Here is a 17,786-nt window from a genome sequence, read left to right on the forward strand (position 1 = left end):
GCGGACCTTGAACCCGCCTGCATGGACACCCTGTCCTTCGCGCCCCGGCTCATCATCTGGGCGGCGCGCCAGTGGTGGGACGATCGCGGCGCAGTCACCGGCAGCCGCGCGATGATTGCCCAGGCCTTTGCTCTTGCCCGGTGCGGCGGCACCGATGACGCCTTTGACGAACTGATGCTCATGGCTCTGCACGGGGCTTGCCGCCACCTCAATTTCGGCAGTCATCATCGCCATCTGGGCACCGATGAACTGGCCTTGTTGCGGGTGATCTCAGCCTTTCAGGACGATGCCGTGATCGGCGGTGAAACCGCGCTGGAAAGCTGGCTTCCCCCGGCAACTGCCAGATTGGCCTGCGACTCCGCCCTCACCCTGGCCCGCCGGCTCGGCCGGGCAGGCCTCTATATGCGCCCCGAGCGCCAGAACTAGGACACCGGCTGAGTGAAAAATCGCGGAAAACAGCCCGACATCCACACTTGAAGATTCTTTATATAAAGATATCTTGATATTGTTATTCGACTCATCTTAGGCTGCGCGGCGTCACCAACCGCCCCGCCTGATGTCCGTGTGCACGGTCAGCCAAGGCGCGAGGCTTTTCAGGGAGCCGCCTGCCATGACCGAATCCACGTCGCCCGCCTCACCAAGGTCCAAAGATCAAAAATCCGTCCGCGCCGCCGTGCTCGGCTTTCCGCGCATCGGCGCCCGCCGGGAACTCAAATTCGCCACAGAGGCCTTCTGGCGCGGCGAGAGCGATGCCGAAGCGCTGGACGAAACAGCCGCCCAGCTGCGCACCCGACACTGGCTTGCCCAGCGCCAGCGCGGCATCGACGTCATCCCATCCAATGACTTTTCGTTCTACGACCAGATGCTCGACATGATCGCCCTTGTCGGCGCCATTCCCCAACGCTTCGGCTGGCAGCCTGGTACGCCCGTTGACCACAGCACCTACTTCGCCTGCGCCCGCGGTACCGACACCGCCCCGGCCATGGAGATGACCAAGTGGTTTGACACCAACTACCACTACATCGTGCCAGAGTTTGACGACGCGACCCACTTCTCCCTCGCCCGCACAACACCGCTGGATGCCTGGCAGGAAGCACGCACCCTCGACATCACAACCCGCCCGGTCCTCGTCGGACCGCTGACATTCCTGCTGCTCGGCAAGTCCAAGAGCGACGGGCTTGATCCCCTCTCCCTGCTGCCGCAGCTACTTAAGGTCTATGCAGACCTCCTCAACGCGATGAAGAAAGCAGGCGTTGAGTGGGTGCAGATCGACGAGCCGGTGCTGGTAACAGACCTTCCAGCCGATGCGGCCGATGCGTTCGAACAGGCCTATGCCGCCCTCGCCACGGTCGCACCGAAGATCATGCTCACCACCTATTTTGGGAGTCTCGGCGACAACCAGGAGTTGGCCACCAGCCTGCCCGTCGCAGGCCTGCACCTGGACTGCCTGCGCGGCGATGACGACGTCAAAGCGGTTGCGTCCAGCCTCTCCCCAGATCAGACCCTGTCACTGGGGCTGGTGGATGGCCGCAACATCTGGCGCACCAATCTGTCGCCGACCCTTGCGCGGGCAAAAGAGCTCGCGTGCCACCATGAAGGCGACATCGAAATTGCATCCAGCTGCTCTCTCCTGCACACACCGGTGGATGTGAGCCTTGAAAGCAAACTCGACCTGGAACTCAAAAGCTGGCTCGCCTTCGCCACACAAAAGCTGGATGAGATTTCAACCCTGGCCCGTGGCCTGTGGGACGGCGAAGAAACGGTTGCAGCCACCCTGCGCGCCAGCACGGAAGCCGCCACCACCCGCGCCAACTCCAAGCACACCTACAACCCGCTGGTACGCGGCCGCATCGCCTCTCTGGATGCGTCAGCCACGGACCGCAAGAGCCCGTTCGCGGACCGGCAAAAAGCACAGGCTGACCTGGGCCTGCCGCCCCTGCCCACCACGACCATCGGTTCCTTCCCGCAAACCGTCGAAGTCAGAAAGGCCCGTGTCGCTAACAAGCGCGGCGAGCTGAGCGACGCTGACTACCGTGCGTTTCTTGAGCGCGAAACCGAAGCCACCATCCGCAAACAGGAAGAACTCGACATCGATGTGCTGGTCCATGGCGAATTCGAGCGCACGGACATGGTGGAATATTTCGGCGAACAGCTCGACGGCTTTGCCTTCACCTCCAATGGCTGGGTGCAGAGCTACGGCTCACGCTGCGTCCGCCCCCCGGTCATCTTTGGCGACGTGTCACGCCCCGGCCCCATGACCGTGGACTGGACGAAATACGCCCAGAGCCTCACTGATCGCCCGGTCAAGGGCATGCTCACCGGCCCGGTCACGATCCTGCAATGGTCCTTTGTGCGCGATGATCAGAGCCGCGAAGACACCTGCCGCCAGATCGGCCTCGCCATCCGCGATGAAGTCGCCGACCTCGAAAAAGCCGGCATCCGCATCATCCAGATCGATGAGCCGGCCCTCCGCGAGGGATTGCCCCTGCGCAAAGCAGATCAGGCGGCGTATCTTGAGTGGGCGGTCAACTGCTTCCGCCTGTCAGGCTCACCGGTAGAGGACGCCACCCAGATCCACACCCATATGTGCTACTCGGAATTCAACGACATCATGGACGCCATCGCCGCTTTCGACGCGGACGTCATCTCCATCGAAACGTCACGATCCGATATGGAACTGCTGGGCGCCTTCGGCGACTTCCACTACCCCAACGACATCGGCCCCGGCATCTGGGACATTCATGCCCCACGCGTGCCCGATGCAGACGAGATCGAACGCCTGATCTCTAAAGCAGCCAATGTAATTGACCCCAAACAACTGTGGATCAATCCCGACTGCGGCCTCAAGACCCGCGGCTGGCCGGAAGTGGAAACATCCCTCACCAACATGGTGACCGCCGCCAAGGCAGCACGTCACAAGCTGTCTGCCTAAACCGCTATTGCCGGAGGGGACAACGCGGAGTTGTCCCCTCTGAGCATCAACGCCTACTCAGCCGCCATCGCAAGGCCGCGTCGGTCGGCGATCTCTGCCGCCACGCGGATGCCGGACTGCAGCGCCCCATCCATGTAGCCCTGCCACTGTGTTGCGGTTTCCGTCCCCGCCCAGTGGATGCGACCGCACGGTTCACGTAGCGCCGCGCCGAATGTGGTCATGACGCCCGGCGCCATATGCGCCACATAGCAGCCCTTGCTCCACTCCTCGGACGTCCAGTCATTATCCACATAGTCGATAGGATTTTTGGCTTCCGGTCCGAAGAACTGGGTCGCAGAGTCAATCACCGCCTGACGGCGTGCGTTGTCACCGGCAGTCGAGTATTCGGCAGCCGCATCAGCATCAATGAAGCCGACAAGAATGCCGCAGGAGGCATCCTCCGGAGACTGATCAAAGAACACGTTGCAGGGCATCAGGTCGCTCACGCCCATGCCGGACAGACCCTTGTCACGCCAGAACGGTTTGTCATAGGCGACATGAACCTTGATTACGGTTCCCATCGGCATGCGCTGCATCAGATGATCCCGCCTGACCGGAAGCGAATTGGCAAAATTGATCCGGCTCGCCAGTGTCGGCGGAATGGCGATCACCGCTCTTTCGGCTGTCACGGTCCCGCGGTCAGTCACAATCTCCACATGCGTATCATGCTGGGTGATCGCCCGGGCGGGGGCCTCATAGATGACCGGTGATTTCAGCTTCGCCGCCATCTTTTCTGTGATCTGATGGGCGCCGCCACGAAACTTGGCTTCCTGCGCGCCACCTTTGACGCCGAGCAGGATGTCCAGCCCTTCGCCGCCGCGGACATATTCGAGGAAATAGAGGAACGAGACATGCTTGGGCTCGCAGCACAAGAGTGACCGCGTGACCATGCGCAGGAACTCGCGCGTGTACTCGGTCCAGCAATTGGCTTGAATCCATGTTTCAAAGGTCTGACCGTCGAGACCAGCCGCGTTCCTGACACTCCACGGTGCGTCCGACGGCAAGGAGAATGCCAGCGCGTCAAGCTTCGACACGGTGCGCTGCAGGTCGAGAAGCGATACGAACGGCATCTTCGGCACATCACTGCTGGACAGCGACTGCTTGCCTTTGAAGTCGAGCACCGACTTGCCCTGGCGGTATTGGTCAAACTTCTCAACACCATGGGTTTCAGCTTCCGCCAATAGAAGCTTCTGCTGCGGCCCCACCCACTGGCCACCATTATCGATCTTGTGACCGGCAATGTGTCCAGGCTTCAAACGACCACCGACACGGTCGCGGGCTTCCAGCACGCAGACATTCAGCCCGCGCGCTTCCAGCTCAAGCGCCGCCTTGATGCCGGCCATGCCCGCACCCACCACCGCCACATCCACGGTGCGGTCGATTGTTCCTTGTTGCTCACTCATCAGCGAACCCTCCCACGAGATCCCGGCAGCCGGAATTAGCTTGCCCTCGGTTGACTGAGGATAATTTAGTAAACGCGTTTATTTTAATCAAGTGGTTTTTGTGGTATCAGCACTCCATGACCGATATCCGCCAGAAAACAGTGGCCCGCGGGCGTCCTCGCCGCACCCCATCTGACACAGCGCAGATGCGCGACCGCATCAAGCGCGCCGCAAGAGACCTGTTCGCCCGGGACGGATATGAGGGCGTGTCCATGCGAAAGCTGGCCGCTGCTGCGGGCTGCGCCCCGGCAGCGCTCTATGCCTATTTCCCCAACAAGCGGGCCGTGCTGCGTGTTCTGTGGGAAGACATTTTTGGCGAGCTTGGCAACGAGCTGCGCCAGGCAATCGCAACGCATCACGATCCTTTGGCTCAATTGCATACGCTGATGACCACCACGATCCGCTTCTGGCTGGAGCGGCCGGACGACTTTCGCGCCATCTTTCTGATCCAGGACGAGCCCCAGGGGCCCGACGGCACTTACTTTGCCGATGAGGCCGGAGCGATGAGCAGCCTTGGACTTATCCGCGAAGTCGCCGGGACAGCCGTTGACGCGGGTCTGTTACGCATCCATGACCCGGATCGCATCACCAGCATTTGTATCGCCAGCATCAATGGCACGGCCCTGAACCTGATCACCATTCCCGAGTACGATTGGGGCGAAACACAAGCCGTCATTGATGACATCACGAACACAATCATCGATGGTCTTAAATCGGTCTGAAACACCCGACCCATCGACATTGCAGGTGGTTTTCGCCATACTCCGCCCGCATTCAAACCCGGATTCTGACCCGGAATTTCAAGAAGGCTTTTGACCAGATGTCCGACGAAAACCTGCCCGACCGCATCACTGTTCTGGCCAAGGAATTCACCCCTGCCGCGATGGAGTTTCACCGTCGCCACATGGCTGAAAAGGGATACCGTCTCGACGGCGGCATCACCCCGCGCCAGTTTCAGGTGACAGACGGTCTCGGCGATCCGGACATCCTGTTCGACGGCGACATGTATTACGCCGCGACCTTCGTCAAAAGCACTGTGGACGACTAAGCCGACGACTGGGTCCACACCCTCCCGGTCCCTGATTTGACCGGATCAGTCACCTATCCAAAAAGGCAGCGACCGGAACCCGGCGCTGCCTTTTTTCGTTCTGACAGGCGAAAACCGCCGATTTCAGCCGGTCTGGATGATGCGGCAGATTAACCGTCATCGTCAGAAGCACTTGAAAATGCGAATAGCTCTCATTATTGTCTAAACATCAACCGAGACTCGAGGGTTTCCGACGATGTTTGTCTGCAGCTGCAATGCCTACCGCGATACCCAGATCGCCGACGCCGCCCGCAAGGGCGCCCGCACGGCGTGTGAAGCCTATGAAGCGTTGGGCAACGGTCCCAATTGCGGCGGCTGCCTCGACACGGCGACCAAGATTGTTGACCAGGTACACGCGGCACGTACCGCGTCCCACGCCGCTTTCAGCAACGCGGCGGACTGACACCCATGTTTCTCTGGCGCGCCCAGCTTGAGCGAGACACCTGCGCAATAACGCGCCGCCGGGTTTCCGACGACGCGCTTAAGATCTCGCAAACCGATATGCCGGAAAAGAAGCCTACGCTTCTGGCCCTTTTGACTCGGTATGTAGCTGGACATAATTCTGCAGGCCCATCTTCTCGATAAGGCTCTGCTGGGTCTCGATCCAGTCCACATGTTCTTCTTCGCTCTCCAGAATGGATGCAAACAGGTCGCGGCTGACGTAGTCGCGCAGGTTTTCGCAATCCGCCAGCGCGTTTTTCAGGTCGCCAATGGCCTCCACTTCAAGCGCAAGATCGCTGGCAATCACCTCTTCCACATTTTCACCGATGCGCAGCTGCCCGAGCGACTGAAGATTGGGCAGGCCTTCCAGAAACAGGATGCGCTTGATGAGTTCATCCGCGTGCTTCATCTCATCGATGGACGCGTCGTACTCATGTTCCCCAAGTTTCGACAGACCCCAGTCCTCCAGCATCCGCGAATGCAGGAAGTATTGGTTGATCGCGGTCAGCTCGTTTTTGAGAATCTTGTTGAGGTGGTCGATGACGACCTTTTCGCCCTTCATTGCGGCTTATCCCTACGCATACTTTGGTGAATCGGGTTCCTAGCTTCGCGGCACCCTAGCACGCACCATCAGGCAAGTCCGGCGCGCTTTGCAAACACCTCGATCACCTCGTCGCCGGCTTCTTCCTGCACGAAGTGGCCCGCATTGGGGATCGTGTCGAAGGTCGCGCCGTCGATCATCGACGCCCACTGCTTGCCCCATTCCGGCGTGAACACACCATCCGCGTCGCCGAAGATCACATGCACCGGCTTGCCCGGTGTCTTGAGAGCTTCAAAGCAACGCTCCTGATCCTTGCCGTTGCCGGCCTCATATTCCCAGTTGGGAATGCACCACGGGAACCGTCGTGTCCCGGCCCGGCTCTCGCCACCGGCTGTAAAGGGCGCCTCATATGCCGCCCTGATTGCCGCATGATCAGTCTCCGGCCGGCGGGATGAGAGGGCCACAATGCCGCCGGATGGGAAGTACCCTTCCATCGCCGCCAGCCATAACGGGTTGCAGGCTGAGTCCCGCCAGAACTTGATGCCGTCCGAATATTCATAGCCGTCATGGTGCAGCCACGTATTCATGATCACGAGGCGCGAGAACCGTTCGGGCATATCCACCGCCTGCCGCAGCCCGGTCGGCCCGCCCCAGTCCTGCACAAAGACCGTGATGTCCGTGAGATCCAGCGTCTCAATCAGATGGCGGATGCGCTCGCAGTGGCGCTCGATTACATACCAGGCGTCATCCACCGGCTTGTCCGAGCGCCCGAAGCCCGCAAGGTCATAGGCAATCACCCGAAAGCCCAGATCCAGCAACGGCTGGATCATCTTGCGAGAGAGATACGCCCAGGTGGGCTCCCCATGGGTCAGCAGCGCCACCGGCGCATCCTTCGGGCCTTCATCGATGTGGTGAACCCGCAAGCCCTCCCACTCCAGATAATGCGGGGCATAAGGCCAGTCCGGCAGATTTTCAAAATGCACATCAGGGGTGCGAACGAATTCCATGGCAGACGCCTCCAGGCGTAGTTTGTAGTGGGCGTTACATTATCAAGACCTTGCACCAAAAACCTGCGCAGCTTAAGCCTTTGCCCACCAAAAAGTTTAGCCGGAGACAACAGCCATGTCCGCAAAGCCCGTCATTTTCGATGGTGTCCGCACCCCCTTTGGCCGCCACGGGGGCGCCATGTCCCGCCTGCGGACCGATGAGCTGGCTGCGGCCCCCATCCGTGAAGTGCTCACGCGCTCCGGGCTCGACAGCGCGGCTGTGGAAGACGTGATCCTCGGCGACACCAACCAGGCCGGTGAAGACAGTCGCAACATTGCCCGCAATGCCTCCCTCATTGCAGGCCTGCCGGAAAAAACCGGTGGCCTTACCGTCAACCGTCTGTGCGGCTCAGGCCTTGCCGCCGTCATGGATGCGGGCCGCGCCATCAAGTGCGATGAAGGCGACATGTTCATTGCCGGCGGCATTGAAAGCATGAGCCGCGCACCACTTGTGATGTCAAAAGCCACCAGCCCGTTTGACCGTGGTCAGCAGCTGGAAGATTCCACCATCGGCTGGCGCTTCCCCAACCGCGATCTGCTGCAGCGCATCGGCAACGACACCATGCCGCAAACAGCAGAGAACATTGCAGAGCGCCTGGGCATCACCCGCGCCGACTCCGATACGTTCGCCGCTGCCTCCCACCAGAAATATGAAGCCGCCCTCGCCCGGGGCTTTTTTGCCGACGAGATCATGGATCTCGAAGTGCCCGCCGCCAAGCGCAAGGCCCCGCCGGAAATCTGCAACGCTGATGAAGGCCCCCGCCCGGGCACGACTGTTGAAGGTCTTGAGAAACTCCGCCCCATCCACGGCGAAGGTGGCGTTGTCACTGCCGCCAATGCGTCAGGCATCAATGATGGTGCCGCAGCGCTCATCATCGGTAACGAAGACAAAGGCACGAGCCTTGGCCTCAAGCCCCGCGCCCGCCTTGTCTCGGCCGCCATCGCTGGCGTCGAGCCGCGCGTCATGGGCCTTGGCCCGGTGGACGCCTCCAAGAAGGCCCTGGCCCGTGCCGGCCTGTCCCTCAAGGACATGGACGTGCTGGAACTCAACGAGGCCTTCGCCGCCCAGGTACTCGGCTGCCTCAAGCAGATGGACATCACCTTTGATGATCCACGCGTGAACCCCAATGGCGGCGCCATCGCCATCGGTCATCCGCTCGGCGCATCCGGCGCCCGCCTGGCACTCACAGCCATTCGCGCCCTTGAGGAACAGGACAAGAAATACGCCCTCGTCTCCATGTGCATCGGCATTGGCCAGGGCATTGCTGCCATCTTTGAACGTGCCGAATAACCAACACTGAATAGTCTCGCCCCATGACAAAGCGCCTGCTCATCGTCGCCCATGCGCCATCACCCAATACGGTGGCCATGCGCGACGCTGTGCTGGAGGGCGCGCAGCACCCTGACATTGCAAGCATCACGCCTGATGTCCGTTCACCGTTCGATACGGCTGCTGATGACGTGATGGCAGCCGACGGCATCATTTTGCTGACAACTGAAAATCTCGGCTACATGTCCGGCGCCATGAAGGACTTCTTCGACCGCACTTACTATCCGGTGCTGGAGGAGAAACAGGGTCTGCCCTGCGCCATTGTCATCCGCGCCGGCAATGACGGCACCGGCACAAAGCGCGGCCTTGATACCATTCTCACCGGCCTGCGCTGGAAACAGGTCAGCGATCCGCTGATCTGCAAGGGAGAGTGGGACGACGCCTTTTTGCCCTCATGCAGCGAAATCGGCATGACGCTCGCCGCCGGGCTTGAAGCTGGCGTTTTCTAGCTCTGGTTGTGCCGTCTCACCCGGGACCCGCAGGAAATGCGCCAATAATCCAGATTGGTATCTAGAGACTTCATTAAACAACACCCGTTATATGTGTAGTTTCAAGCACATTTATCGCTGGGTAAGTCCCTCGTGACTGTGCGTCTGCAGCACCCTTCAGGGGCGTTTTTCCGGGGCATTGTCGATGTCATCACTGGCAAGCGATATACCAGCGGCCCTTACGGCCAATGACGTCATCGAAGGCGGACACCAAATCCGCACGCAGCTGACCATTTGCGATACCGCAACAAGCGAGGGTGGTCAGACCCTTCTGAGTTACTACAAATCTCATCAGGCCCGCGGCGTCTTTCCTCAGCGTACGAACATGCCCTGCCGTGAATTGCTCGGCATCATGCCGGATCTCTTCATGCTGGAACCTGTAGATGCCGATGGGAACGACTGGCGCTTCCGCCTGGTCGGCCAGGGGCTTGTCGAGCACGTGGGTGTGGACGCCACCGGCCTGTGCATTTCGCAGGCCTATGAGGCAGCGGATGCCGAACGCAATGCCGGCGACTATCGTGACGTCGCCATCAACGGCAACACCCGCATCACCCGCGGCACGTTTCTCGGGATTGATCGCGAATTTCTGCAGATGGAAATCGTGCATGTGCCCATGATCGGCGCCGACGGCGAAACACCGTGGGTACTTGGCGGGCTCTTCATCCAGCCTGTACCCTGTTCGAGCTGACCGGTTCTACTTGGACGCCTCGAGTTCAGGAATGTCGCCGAAAAATCCATCGACGCGCACAACCTTGCCGGCGTCATCAAGTTCCGTGACATCCATGCCCGGCATCACCGGCGTGCCGCCTGAAGAAACCATCCACGTATAGCGGTAGCGGTTGTGGTGAACATTGAACCCGCTCGTCCGTTCCGCTTTCGCATCGGCAATGTCCTCACGGAATTTGTGGACCATCGTCTCGAACGCATCGATACCGACCACATAATTGTCCGGATCAACAAAAAGCACGTTTGGCGACAGCGCAGCCTCAAGATGCCCCCGAACCTTCGCGGGATCTTTTTCATTCCAGGCTGCCATCATGGCCTCAAGGCTGGGAGGAATTGCGGACATGAGATATCTCCATAAATAAAACCGACCAGCGGTTTGTATATAGAATGGATCATCGCACGTAAAGGCTTTTGACCGGAGCAACTTTTGCGTAAAAGACCTCATGGCGCTTCAGGTACACCGTCGGGAGAAGACACGCGCTGCTTTGCTGAAACACGCAAAGCGGCTGATGCTGCGCCATGGATATGAGGCAACAACCACCCAGATGATTCTGGATGCAACCGGCCTCAGCAAAGGCGCCCTCTACCATCACTTCGCCAGCAAGGCCGATATTGCCGAGGCGATCTATGCGCAAACCTCCCGCGAAGCCATCACCGCTGCGGCCCGAAGCGCTGCCCGCACACGCTCACCGCTGGAGGCTCTCAGAAAGTCAGCCCTCGCATGGCTGGACCAGATCAAGCAGCCAACCACCGCCCGCGTGCTGTTCGACCTGGGCCCGCAGGCCCTTGGCTGGCGACGGGCCAAGGCCATTGAGGATGAAAACAGCCTCGCAGCCATGACGCGGTCCCTTGAGGCCGCCATGGCTGCCGGTGAAATCGACCTCCCCTCACCGGCCATCACAGCCCGGATGCTCAACGCCTTGATGGCGGAAGCGGCCTATCTGCACCTGGAATTCGGCGACAGCACCCGCAAGGAAGTGGAGCGTACGCTCACCTCCTTCCTCAATGCATTGCCGCGCCCCAAATGACGCCAGCACCCCTCCGCCCGTTTGAGTACGCGCCTCCCATGGAGCCCTATCTGGATGTGCTGCATGTGGACGACGACATTCTGATCCTCAACAAGCAGCCGGGCATTCTCAGCGTGGCCGGCAACAGGCCCGGCCTTGAAGATTGTTTGGTGGCCCGCGCGGAAGAGCGTTATCCCGGCATCAAGCTCATTCACCGGCTGGACAAGGATACCTCCGGCGTTTTCATCATGGGCCGCCATCACCGGGCCCAGCGGCATCTCAGCCGCCAGTTTGAAAGCCGCCGCACCACAAAACACTATGTGGCGCGGGTCGAAGGACACGTGGAAGGCGACAGCGGCACCATAGATCTGCCCCTTGGCACAGACCCGGACCAGCGCCCCAAACAGATGGTCGATCATCAAGACGGCCGCCCCGCCATCACCCACTGGCAGGTCATGGACCGCGAAGCATATGTCACCCGCCTGCTGCTGCGCCCCGAAACAGGCCGCTCGCACCAGCTGCGTGTTCATATGTGCGAATTGGGCCATCCCATCCTGGGCGATAACTTCTATGCAGATGATCACGTGCTCGCGAAGGCCGATCGCCTGCAACTGCATGCCCTCGCCCTCACCTTCCGCCACCCGGATGGCGGCACGCCCATGACCTATTTCGCCCGCACACCGTTCTAGGCCGCGTCAAACAGACCCGTCTTGAAAAACGCAGCCATGCGATCCGCCACCGTTTGATTGGCAAGCGGCAAACTCAGCGACGCCTTTGCCGCCTCGACGGCATCCCCCGGCAGACCATCGCTGTACGCATCAATCAGGTCTACCTCATACCGCGCATCAAACTCTGGGTGGGGCTGCAGGCTCATGGCCCACGGGCGGCCATGGTCATCGTCATAGGCAAGGCCGGCAATCCTGCAGAAGGAACTGGACGCGATGACTCTCGCCCCGTCTGGCACCGTCATCACTTGGTCGCCATGAAACGCCAGAAGCGTCAGAGTCCTACCAATGTCAGGCAGGTCATAATCGACAGCGCCCATGGAGCGCCCGCCGGAAAACTTTTCAACCCGCGCGCCCATCGCCTGGGCCAGCACCTGATGTCCAAAACAGATGCCAATCGTCCGTACGCTCTGCGCCCGGGCGTCGCGAATGAAATCCTCAAGTGGCGGTATCCAAGCGTGGTCCTCATACGCCCCGCACGCAGACCCGGTAATCAGCCAGCCGTCCGCCGCACCTACAGACGGTGGAAACATACCGCGCTCGACATCATAGACGTCAAAGTCGAGCCCCAGCCCCGCCAGCAGGTTCATAAACATGACGTCATAATCAGGATGACGGTCAGCCAGCCTGCGGGGGATATGCCCTGTCTTGAGGATGCCGATTTTCATGACACCTCAATACCACGGACCCCAAGGTTACAAACACCGTCGTCAGATCAGCCCGTCAGCCCGCGCTTTAGCCTGAACCGCCCGCGTGGTTTCCCCCTTGCCATCCGGCGACCATCCCGGCGGTTGAAACAGATAGCCAAAGGCAGCCCGCAGCGACGGCGCGGTGCGCATGTCCTGCCAGATCGCGACCCACTCATGGAATGTCACCTTGATCGGATTGCGGGTTTCAAGCTGGTGGCGAATACCAAACACGCAGGGCTCATCATCGCGCTCCGCTTCAAACGTGCCGAACAGCCGGTCCCACACAATGAACGTGCCCGCATAGTTCTTGTCGCAGTAGCGAATGTTGGACGCGTGATGCACCCGGTGATGCGACGGCGTGTTCATGATCCACTCCATCGGGCCGAGCTTGCCGATGATCCGCGTGTGCAGCCAGTACTGATACAGATGGTTCAGCGAGATCAGCGCCACGACCATCAGCGGGTCCATGCCCAGCAGCACGGCAGGGATCAGGAAGATCGGCTCAAACCACGCTTCCACAAAAGACGAGCGCAGCGCTGTGCCGGCATTCATGAACTGGCTTGAGTGGTGGTTCACATGCGCCGCCCAGCCAAGCCGCACTTCATGGATCGCCCGGTGATACCAGTAGAACAGGAAGTCGACGATGACATAGGCGCCAAGGATCGCAACCACACTGCCCGTCCAGTTGATATCGGTGACCGCAAACTGATGGATCCAGTAATAGACAGCCAGCACCGTGCCTGCCGCCAGTGCAATGCTCAGCGCATAGGCCAGACCCAGCGTCACCGAGCATAGCGTGTCCGTCGCCTCATAGTATTTCTTGCGCAGCAGCCAGACGAGACCGACTTCAATGCCGATAAAGCCGATCAGCAGCCAGATCTGGTCCACATCTCGGATCGCCAGCAGTCCATTGAGAAAATCCAGCATGTCGCCCTCCTGAAAGTCCTGTTTCTTAGGTCGGTGTTCTTTTACAAAACATACGTTACGCAATAATTATTACAAAACAAGTGTTTTGTAAAGACCGCAATTCAGCTACACTCATGCCATGCCGAAAATCGTTGATCATGACGCCCGACGCGCCGAACTGGTGGAAGCAAGCTGGCAGGTCATCGCCGCAGAAGGCCTGGAAGGCCTGACCATGCGCAAGGTGGCTGAGGCTGCCCACTGCACCACCGGCCGCATCACCCACTATTTCGCGGATCGCGAGGCCCTCGTGCTCGCCGCCCTTCGTGCGGTCAATGGCGCAGCCGGCGATAGGACAGATGCCCTGCTCTCCCGCGACCTGCCAGCGCAGGACAAACTCATTCTATGTCTTGAAGAAGGATTGCCCCTCGACAAGACCCGTCAGCTGGAGTGGAAAGTGTGGATTGCCTTTTGGGCCGCCGCGGCATCCAACCCGGACCTGGCAAAGGAAAACGACGCCAGGCACACAGGTTGGATCAAGGCGCTGGCCCCCCTCATCAAGGCCGTCGCCCCCAAAACTGACGCAGAGCACGAAGCCCGCATTCTCATGGGCGTGCTGGATGGCCTGGGCCTCATCGCCGCCATCAACCCGACCGCCAGCAACAAGACCAACGCAAAGCAGGCCGTCCACACCCATGTGGCCAACCTGATGACGTCAAACAGCTAAGAGTGTTATTCGCCGGGGATGACCGCAGCAGCGCGCGCCTTGCGCATGTTCTTGAGCGTGCGGAACGGATAAGCCAGCTGCCCGCCAAAGCCCGCAGGCATCTCCTCGCGAATGCCGATATCCGCCGGTGGCCGCCGGTTCGGCAACAGCCATGTGCCAAACAGCAGGTCATAGGCCATCAGCACTTCGCCATAGTTGGAGTTGCCCTCCGCCACCACCTTGGAGTGGTGCCAGCGATGCAGCTGCGGCGTATTGAAGACATAGTTCAACCACCCCGTCTTGAGGTCCGCATTGGTGTGGGTCAGCAAGCCGCTGAATGCGGTAATGCCCCCCACCCACATGAACACCTCAACCGGTGCGCCCGCGAGATAAAGCAGCGGCTGGCTGAGCGCCACGCTCAGCGCCGTATCCACAAAGTGGAACCGCCCGGTGTTGATGACCCAAAGCCGTGTTACCGAATGATGCACCGCATGGAACGGCCACAGCCATGACACTTCATGGCCCAGCCGATGCGCCCAGTAAAAACCGAACTCCGCAATGAACAGCCCCAGAATGATCTGCGCCCATTGCGGCCATTCCGTCGGCCACAACATGCCCGGCTGCGGATCAACCGCTTCCACGACAACAATAAGCGTCGTCACGGCAGCAGCGGCCTGCACCATGCCCTTGTTCAAAAGCGTATGCGCGATGTTGGCAAAGGTCTGTCCGTCGCTTGCCAGCCAGGTGCGCTCATGGGTCATCCACCGCTCAAGCAAGAGCAGCGTGATCCCCAACAGCACGTAAGCACCGTTGAAGCCCAGAATGGGCTGGTCATAGGCCATGCCAAGGGCGGTCAGAGTGATGCAGGAGATCATCAACGCCGGCCATGCCGTGTAGCTGACGAGCGCCCGCAGCCCCGAAAGAGGCGCAGCATCCACAGTCGCTTGAGGCTGATCACTGGGTGTCATGGCAGGTTTGTCCCGGGCGGCTGCCGTCATGGCGCGCCAAATCACTTTGCGCAGACCCTATCACACCCGCGGCCACCCCTCGGCCCGCAAGCGCGTGCCGGGCAACTATGTCGCAACCGATGCAACAAGGCGACACTCCCCCACTACACGTCGGCGGATATGCCAGGCGCGCACGGAGAAAAAGCCGGGAAATCCGTCCCGGATTGCGGGTCTTCAGCATCGACCTGGCAATCACCCAGGACCCGATCAGGTTAACACTTCCACGCGATGCCGGGTTACACTCGACATAAATCGGACACCTTGGAAAAAGGGAACGGCCGAACAAAGAAGGGGATCAACACATGAAATCACCCATGCACATGTCAGCGGACAGCTGCCAATGACAACAGGACAGGACGACGACACAACCAGCACCGAGCCGCACAAGAGTGATGCCTACCGGCTTGCGTCCCGCGACATTGATTTTCTCGCAACGGATGATTTGCGCCCGATCCGCCTTCAGCTCGAACTTCTAAAGCCAGAACTCTCTTTGCGCCGCGAAGGCATCCGCTCGACGATTCCGGTGTTCGGCAGTGCCCGCGTCCTGCCGCCCGATGTGGCAGCCGCACAGCTTGAAGCTCTGGAACACGCGACCGGCAGCAATACCGCATCGCCGTCACAGCTGGCCCGCGCCCGCAAACAGGTGGAGTACGCCAAATACTATGCCGAAGCGCAGGCCTTTTCCGGCCTCGTGTCAAAGCGGCTGCAGAATGGTGACGGCCAGAACTATGTCATCGTCACGGGTGGCGGACCGGGCATCATGGAAGCCGCCAATCGCGGCGCCAAGGAGGCCGGCAACCGCTCGATTGGTCTCAACATCACGCTCCCCCACGAACAGGCACCCAACCCCTATACAAGTCCGGAGCTGTGCTTTCAGTTCCGCTACTTCGCCATCCGCAAAATGCACTTCCTGTTGCGTGCAAAGGCGTTGGTCGCCTTTCCCGGTGGCTACGGCACTTTGGACGAGCTGTTTGAAGTCCTGACACTGATCCAGACCCAAAAGATCCTGCGCATCCCCGTTGTTCTCATCGGCAAGGCCTTCTGGCAGCGCGTGATTGATTTCAACTTCCTGGTCGAGGAAGGCATGCTGGAGGAAGACAACATCAACCTGTTTGAAACAGTTGAAACCGCCAATGAGGCCGTGGACATCATCGACAAGTTCCATCAGGAGCAGCCTGCGTGAAAGTCACATTCAACGGCGCCGCCCAGGAAGTGACTGGCTCCTGCACCCTGGTTGAAACCGACAGCGTTCGCTTCCTGGTGGATTGCGGCATGTTTCAGGGTGGGCGCGACGCAGACAGCAAGAACCATGCGCCATTTTCCTTTGATCCCGGCACGATCGATTTCGTCCTGCTCACCCATGCCCATATCGACCACAGCGGCCTGCTGCCAAAACTCCGGCGGCATGGTTTTACCGGACCGGTCTACACCTCCCACGCCACGGCCGACCTCCTGGACATCATGTTGCGCGACAGCGCTCACATTCAGCAGTCGGAAGCCGAACGCGCAAAGCGAAAGCGCCAAAACCACAAGAAGAAAAGCAACGGCCAGTTCAACGAACCCGCCTACACGATAGAAGACGTGGAAGCCGTACTCGAACAGGTACGCAGTCTGGACTACGACGAGCCAGCGTCAGCCCATGAAACTGTACGGTTTCAACTGCGCGATGCCGGACACATTTTGGGGTCGGCCATTATCGAGATCTGGCTCCAGGAGTCGGATGCAGAACGCAAACTGGTATTCTCCGGTGATCTGGGACAACCCGACCGACCAATCCTGTGCGACCCAACCATGATCGAAGAAGCAGACATCCTCTTCATTGAATCCACCTATGGCGACCGCCAGCACAAGAACCTTGATGACACCATCGAAGAATTTGTTTCGGTCGTGACACACACGCTCAACGATTTGGGTGGGAACATCATCGTGCCGGCCTTCGCCGTTGGACGGACCCAGGAAATAATCTACTACGTCAATCACCTGACCCGAATAGGCCGACTGCAAAACATCAACCTGTTCGTCGACTCGCCCATGGCCACCGCCGTTACCCGCCTGACCATGCAGCATCTTGAGCTGTTCGATGCTCAATCCAGGAATCTGGCGGCCTGGCAAGCCAATGGCGACGGCGTGCCCAATGTCACATTTACCGGCAGCGTCGATGAATCGCGGGCCATCAATACCATTCAAAGTGGCGCAATGATCGTATCCGCCAGCGGCATGTGCACCGCAGGGCGGATCAAACATCATCTGCGCCATGGCCTGCCCCGCCCGCAAAACGCTGTGTTGATAACGGGCTTTCAGGCAGAGGGCACTTTGGGCCGTCGCCTTGTCGATGGTGCTCATCGTGTCCGGATCTTCGGAGAGGACGTGACGGTCCGTGCCAGTGTTCATACACTGGGCGGGTTCTCTGCCCACGCCGACCAGGCAGCGTTGTTGAACTGGCTAAGCGCCTTCAAACATCCTCCAAAACAGACCTTTGTCATGCACGGCGAACCCGGAGCTTCCTCAGCACTGGCAGATGAAATCAGCAATCGTCTTGGATGGCAGACCCAACTGCCGGAGCACGGCGAGTCCTTTGTCCTCTTGCCTGTCTAGCTTCAGGCCACCGGCGACCGCCGGTCAGCAAACGTCGCAAAGGGGCAGCTCACCGCAGATTGGTACTTATCCTGTGATCCAG

At 59.9% G+C, this 17,786-nt stretch carries 20 protein-coding genes; 13 read left to right on the forward strand and 7 right to left on the reverse strand.

The window, feature by feature from the left end; genetic code table 11:
* Positions 1-21 precede the first annotated feature (21 nt).
* Both BN1012_RS11065 and metE read left to right on the forward strand, forming a co-directional pair.
* Positions 22-426, forward strand: coding sequence for a hypothetical protein (locus tag BN1012_RS11065; protein WP_052535119.1), 405 nt, complete (start codon positions 22-24; stop codon positions 424-426).
* A 184-nt stretch (positions 427-610) separates the two neighbouring features.
* Positions 611-2,932 (forward strand): 5-methyltetrahydropteroyltriglutamate--homocysteine S-methyltransferase, encoded by a 2,322-nt coding sequence (gene metE, locus BN1012_RS11070; RefSeq protein WP_043949665.1) that lies wholly within the window; start codon positions 611-613, stop codon positions 2,930-2,932.
* A 53-nt stretch (positions 2,933-2,985) separates the two neighbouring features.
* Here metE and BN1012_RS11075 read toward each other — a convergent pair whose 3' ends face one another.
* Complete coding sequence (locus tag BN1012_RS11075; RefSeq protein ID WP_043949666.1) at positions 2,986-4,374, reverse strand: flavin monoamine oxidase family protein; 1,389 nt, start codon at positions 4,372-4,374, stop codon at positions 2,986-2,988.
* Positions 4,375-4,490: 116 nt separating this feature from the next.
* On the opposite strand from BN1012_RS11075, the gene BN1012_RS11080 reads away from it, so the two are divergent.
* From BN1012_RS11080 to BN1012_RS11090, 3 genes are all read left to right on the forward strand, one after another.
* Entirely contained in the window at positions 4,491-5,135 is a 645-nt protein-coding gene (locus BN1012_RS11080; RefSeq protein WP_043949667.1) for a TetR/AcrR family transcriptional regulator, read from the forward strand.
* 98 nt (positions 5,136-5,233) lie between these two features.
* Positions 5,234-5,461 (forward strand): hypothetical protein, encoded by a 228-nt coding sequence (locus BN1012_RS11085; protein ID WP_043949668.1) that lies wholly within the window; start codon positions 5,234-5,236, stop codon positions 5,459-5,461.
* 235 nt (positions 5,462-5,696) lie between these two features.
* Positions 5,697-5,903, forward strand: coding sequence for a (2Fe-2S)-binding protein (locus BN1012_RS11090; protein ID WP_043949669.1), 207 nt, complete (start codon positions 5,697-5,699; stop codon positions 5,901-5,903).
* A gap of 114 nt (positions 5,904-6,017) precedes the next feature.
* Here the strand turns inward: BN1012_RS11090 and bfr are convergent, their stop codons facing one another.
* Positions 6,018-6,503 carry a bacterioferritin gene (bfr, locus tag BN1012_RS11095; protein ID WP_043949670.1) on the reverse strand — a complete coding sequence of 162 codons (486 nt, stop codon included), beginning with the start codon at positions 6,501-6,503 and terminating at the stop codon, positions 6,018-6,020.
* A 68-nt stretch (positions 6,504-6,571) separates the two neighbouring features.
* The gene (locus tag BN1012_RS11100; protein ID WP_043949671.1) at positions 6,572-7,489 is read right to left on the reverse strand and encodes an alpha/beta fold hydrolase; all 918 of its coding nucleotides are present in this window, start codon (positions 7,487-7,489) and stop codon (positions 6,572-6,574) included.
* Between the two features lie 115 nt (positions 7,490-7,604).
* Between BN1012_RS11100 and BN1012_RS11105 the strand changes: the two genes are divergently transcribed.
* The 3 genes from BN1012_RS11105 to BN1012_RS11115 all read left to right on the forward strand — a co-directional run bounded on the left by BN1012_RS11105 (position 7,605) and on the right by BN1012_RS11115 (position 10,034).
* Positions 7,605-8,819, forward strand: coding sequence for an acetyl-CoA C-acyltransferase (locus tag BN1012_RS11105; RefSeq protein ID WP_043949672.1), 1,215 nt, complete (start codon positions 7,605-7,607; stop codon positions 8,817-8,819).
* Positions 8,820-8,842: 23 nt separating this feature from the next.
* Positions 8,843-9,307, forward strand: a complete 465-nt coding sequence (locus tag BN1012_RS11110; RefSeq protein WP_043949673.1) for a flavodoxin family protein — start codon at positions 8,843-8,845, stop codon at positions 9,305-9,307.
* Positions 9,308-9,491: 184 nt separating this feature from the next.
* A complete protein-coding gene (locus tag BN1012_RS11115; protein WP_043949674.1) occupies positions 9,492-10,034 on the forward strand; it encodes a PAS domain-containing protein in 543 nt (180 codons plus the stop codon).
* 6 nt (positions 10,035-10,040) lie between these two features.
* On the opposite strand, the gene BN1012_RS11120 is transcribed toward BN1012_RS11115, so the two are convergent.
* Entirely contained in the window at positions 10,041-10,415 is a 375-nt protein-coding gene (locus BN1012_RS11120) for a nuclear transport factor 2 family protein (protein ID WP_043949675.1), read from the reverse strand.
* Positions 10,416-10,515: 100 nt separating this feature from the next.
* On the opposite strand from BN1012_RS11120, the gene BN1012_RS11125 reads away from it, so the two are divergent.
* Positions 10,516-11,100 carry a TetR/AcrR family transcriptional regulator gene (locus BN1012_RS11125; RefSeq protein WP_043949676.1) on the forward strand — a complete coding sequence of 195 codons (585 nt, stop codon included), beginning with the start codon at positions 10,516-10,518 and terminating at the stop codon, positions 11,098-11,100.
* Positions 11,097-11,768, forward strand: coding sequence for an RluA family pseudouridine synthase (locus BN1012_RS11130; RefSeq protein WP_197538301.1), 672 nt, complete (start codon positions 11,097-11,099; stop codon positions 11,766-11,768). The genes BN1012_RS11125 and BN1012_RS11130 overlap by 4 nt, the downstream gene beginning before the upstream one ends.
* Here the strand turns inward: BN1012_RS11130 and BN1012_RS11135 are convergent.
* Positions 11,765-12,472, reverse strand: a complete 708-nt coding sequence (locus tag BN1012_RS11135; RefSeq protein ID WP_043949678.1) for a type 1 glutamine amidotransferase — start codon at positions 12,470-12,472, stop codon at positions 11,765-11,767. The two genes, BN1012_RS11130 and BN1012_RS11135, sit on opposite strands and share 4 nt — an antisense overlap.
* Positions 12,473-12,514: 42 nt before the next feature.
* Entirely contained in the window at positions 12,515-13,420 is a 906-nt protein-coding gene (locus BN1012_RS11140) for a sterol desaturase family protein (RefSeq protein WP_052535122.1), read from the reverse strand.
* Positions 13,421-13,538: 118 nt separating this feature from the next.
* On the opposite strand from BN1012_RS11140, the gene BN1012_RS11145 reads away from it, so the two are divergent.
* Positions 13,539-14,123, forward strand: a complete 585-nt coding sequence (locus BN1012_RS11145; RefSeq protein WP_052535124.1) for a TetR/AcrR family transcriptional regulator — start codon at positions 13,539-13,541, stop codon at positions 14,121-14,123.
* Between the two features lie 5 nt (positions 14,124-14,128).
* Here BN1012_RS11145 and BN1012_RS11150 read toward each other — a convergent pair whose 3' ends face one another.
* The gene (locus tag BN1012_RS11150) at positions 14,129-15,070 is read right to left on the reverse strand and encodes a sterol desaturase family protein (protein WP_043950966.1); all 942 of its coding nucleotides are present in this window, start codon (positions 15,068-15,070) and stop codon (positions 14,129-14,131) included.
* 379 nt (positions 15,071-15,449) lie between these two features.
* Here BN1012_RS11150 and BN1012_RS11155 point away from each other — a divergent pair, with 379 nt between their 5' ends.
* Both BN1012_RS11155 and BN1012_RS11160 read left to right on the forward strand, forming a co-directional pair.
* Positions 15,450-16,292, forward strand: coding sequence for an LOG family protein (locus BN1012_RS11155; RefSeq protein WP_043949679.1), 843 nt, complete (start codon positions 15,450-15,452; stop codon positions 16,290-16,292).
* Positions 16,289-17,704 (forward strand): MBL fold metallo-hydrolase RNA specificity domain-containing protein, encoded by a 1,416-nt coding sequence (locus BN1012_RS11160; protein WP_043949680.1) that lies wholly within the window; start codon positions 16,289-16,291, stop codon positions 17,702-17,704. Before BN1012_RS11155 ends, BN1012_RS11160 begins: the two co-directional genes overlap by 4 nt.
* Positions 17,705-17,786 lie beyond the last annotated feature (82 nt).

It is taken from the genome of Candidatus Phaeomarinobacter ectocarpi (assembly GCF_000689395.1).
GTDB lineage: Bacteria > Pseudomonadota > Alphaproteobacteria > CGMCC-115125 > CGMCC-115125 > Pyruvatibacter > Pyruvatibacter ectocarpi.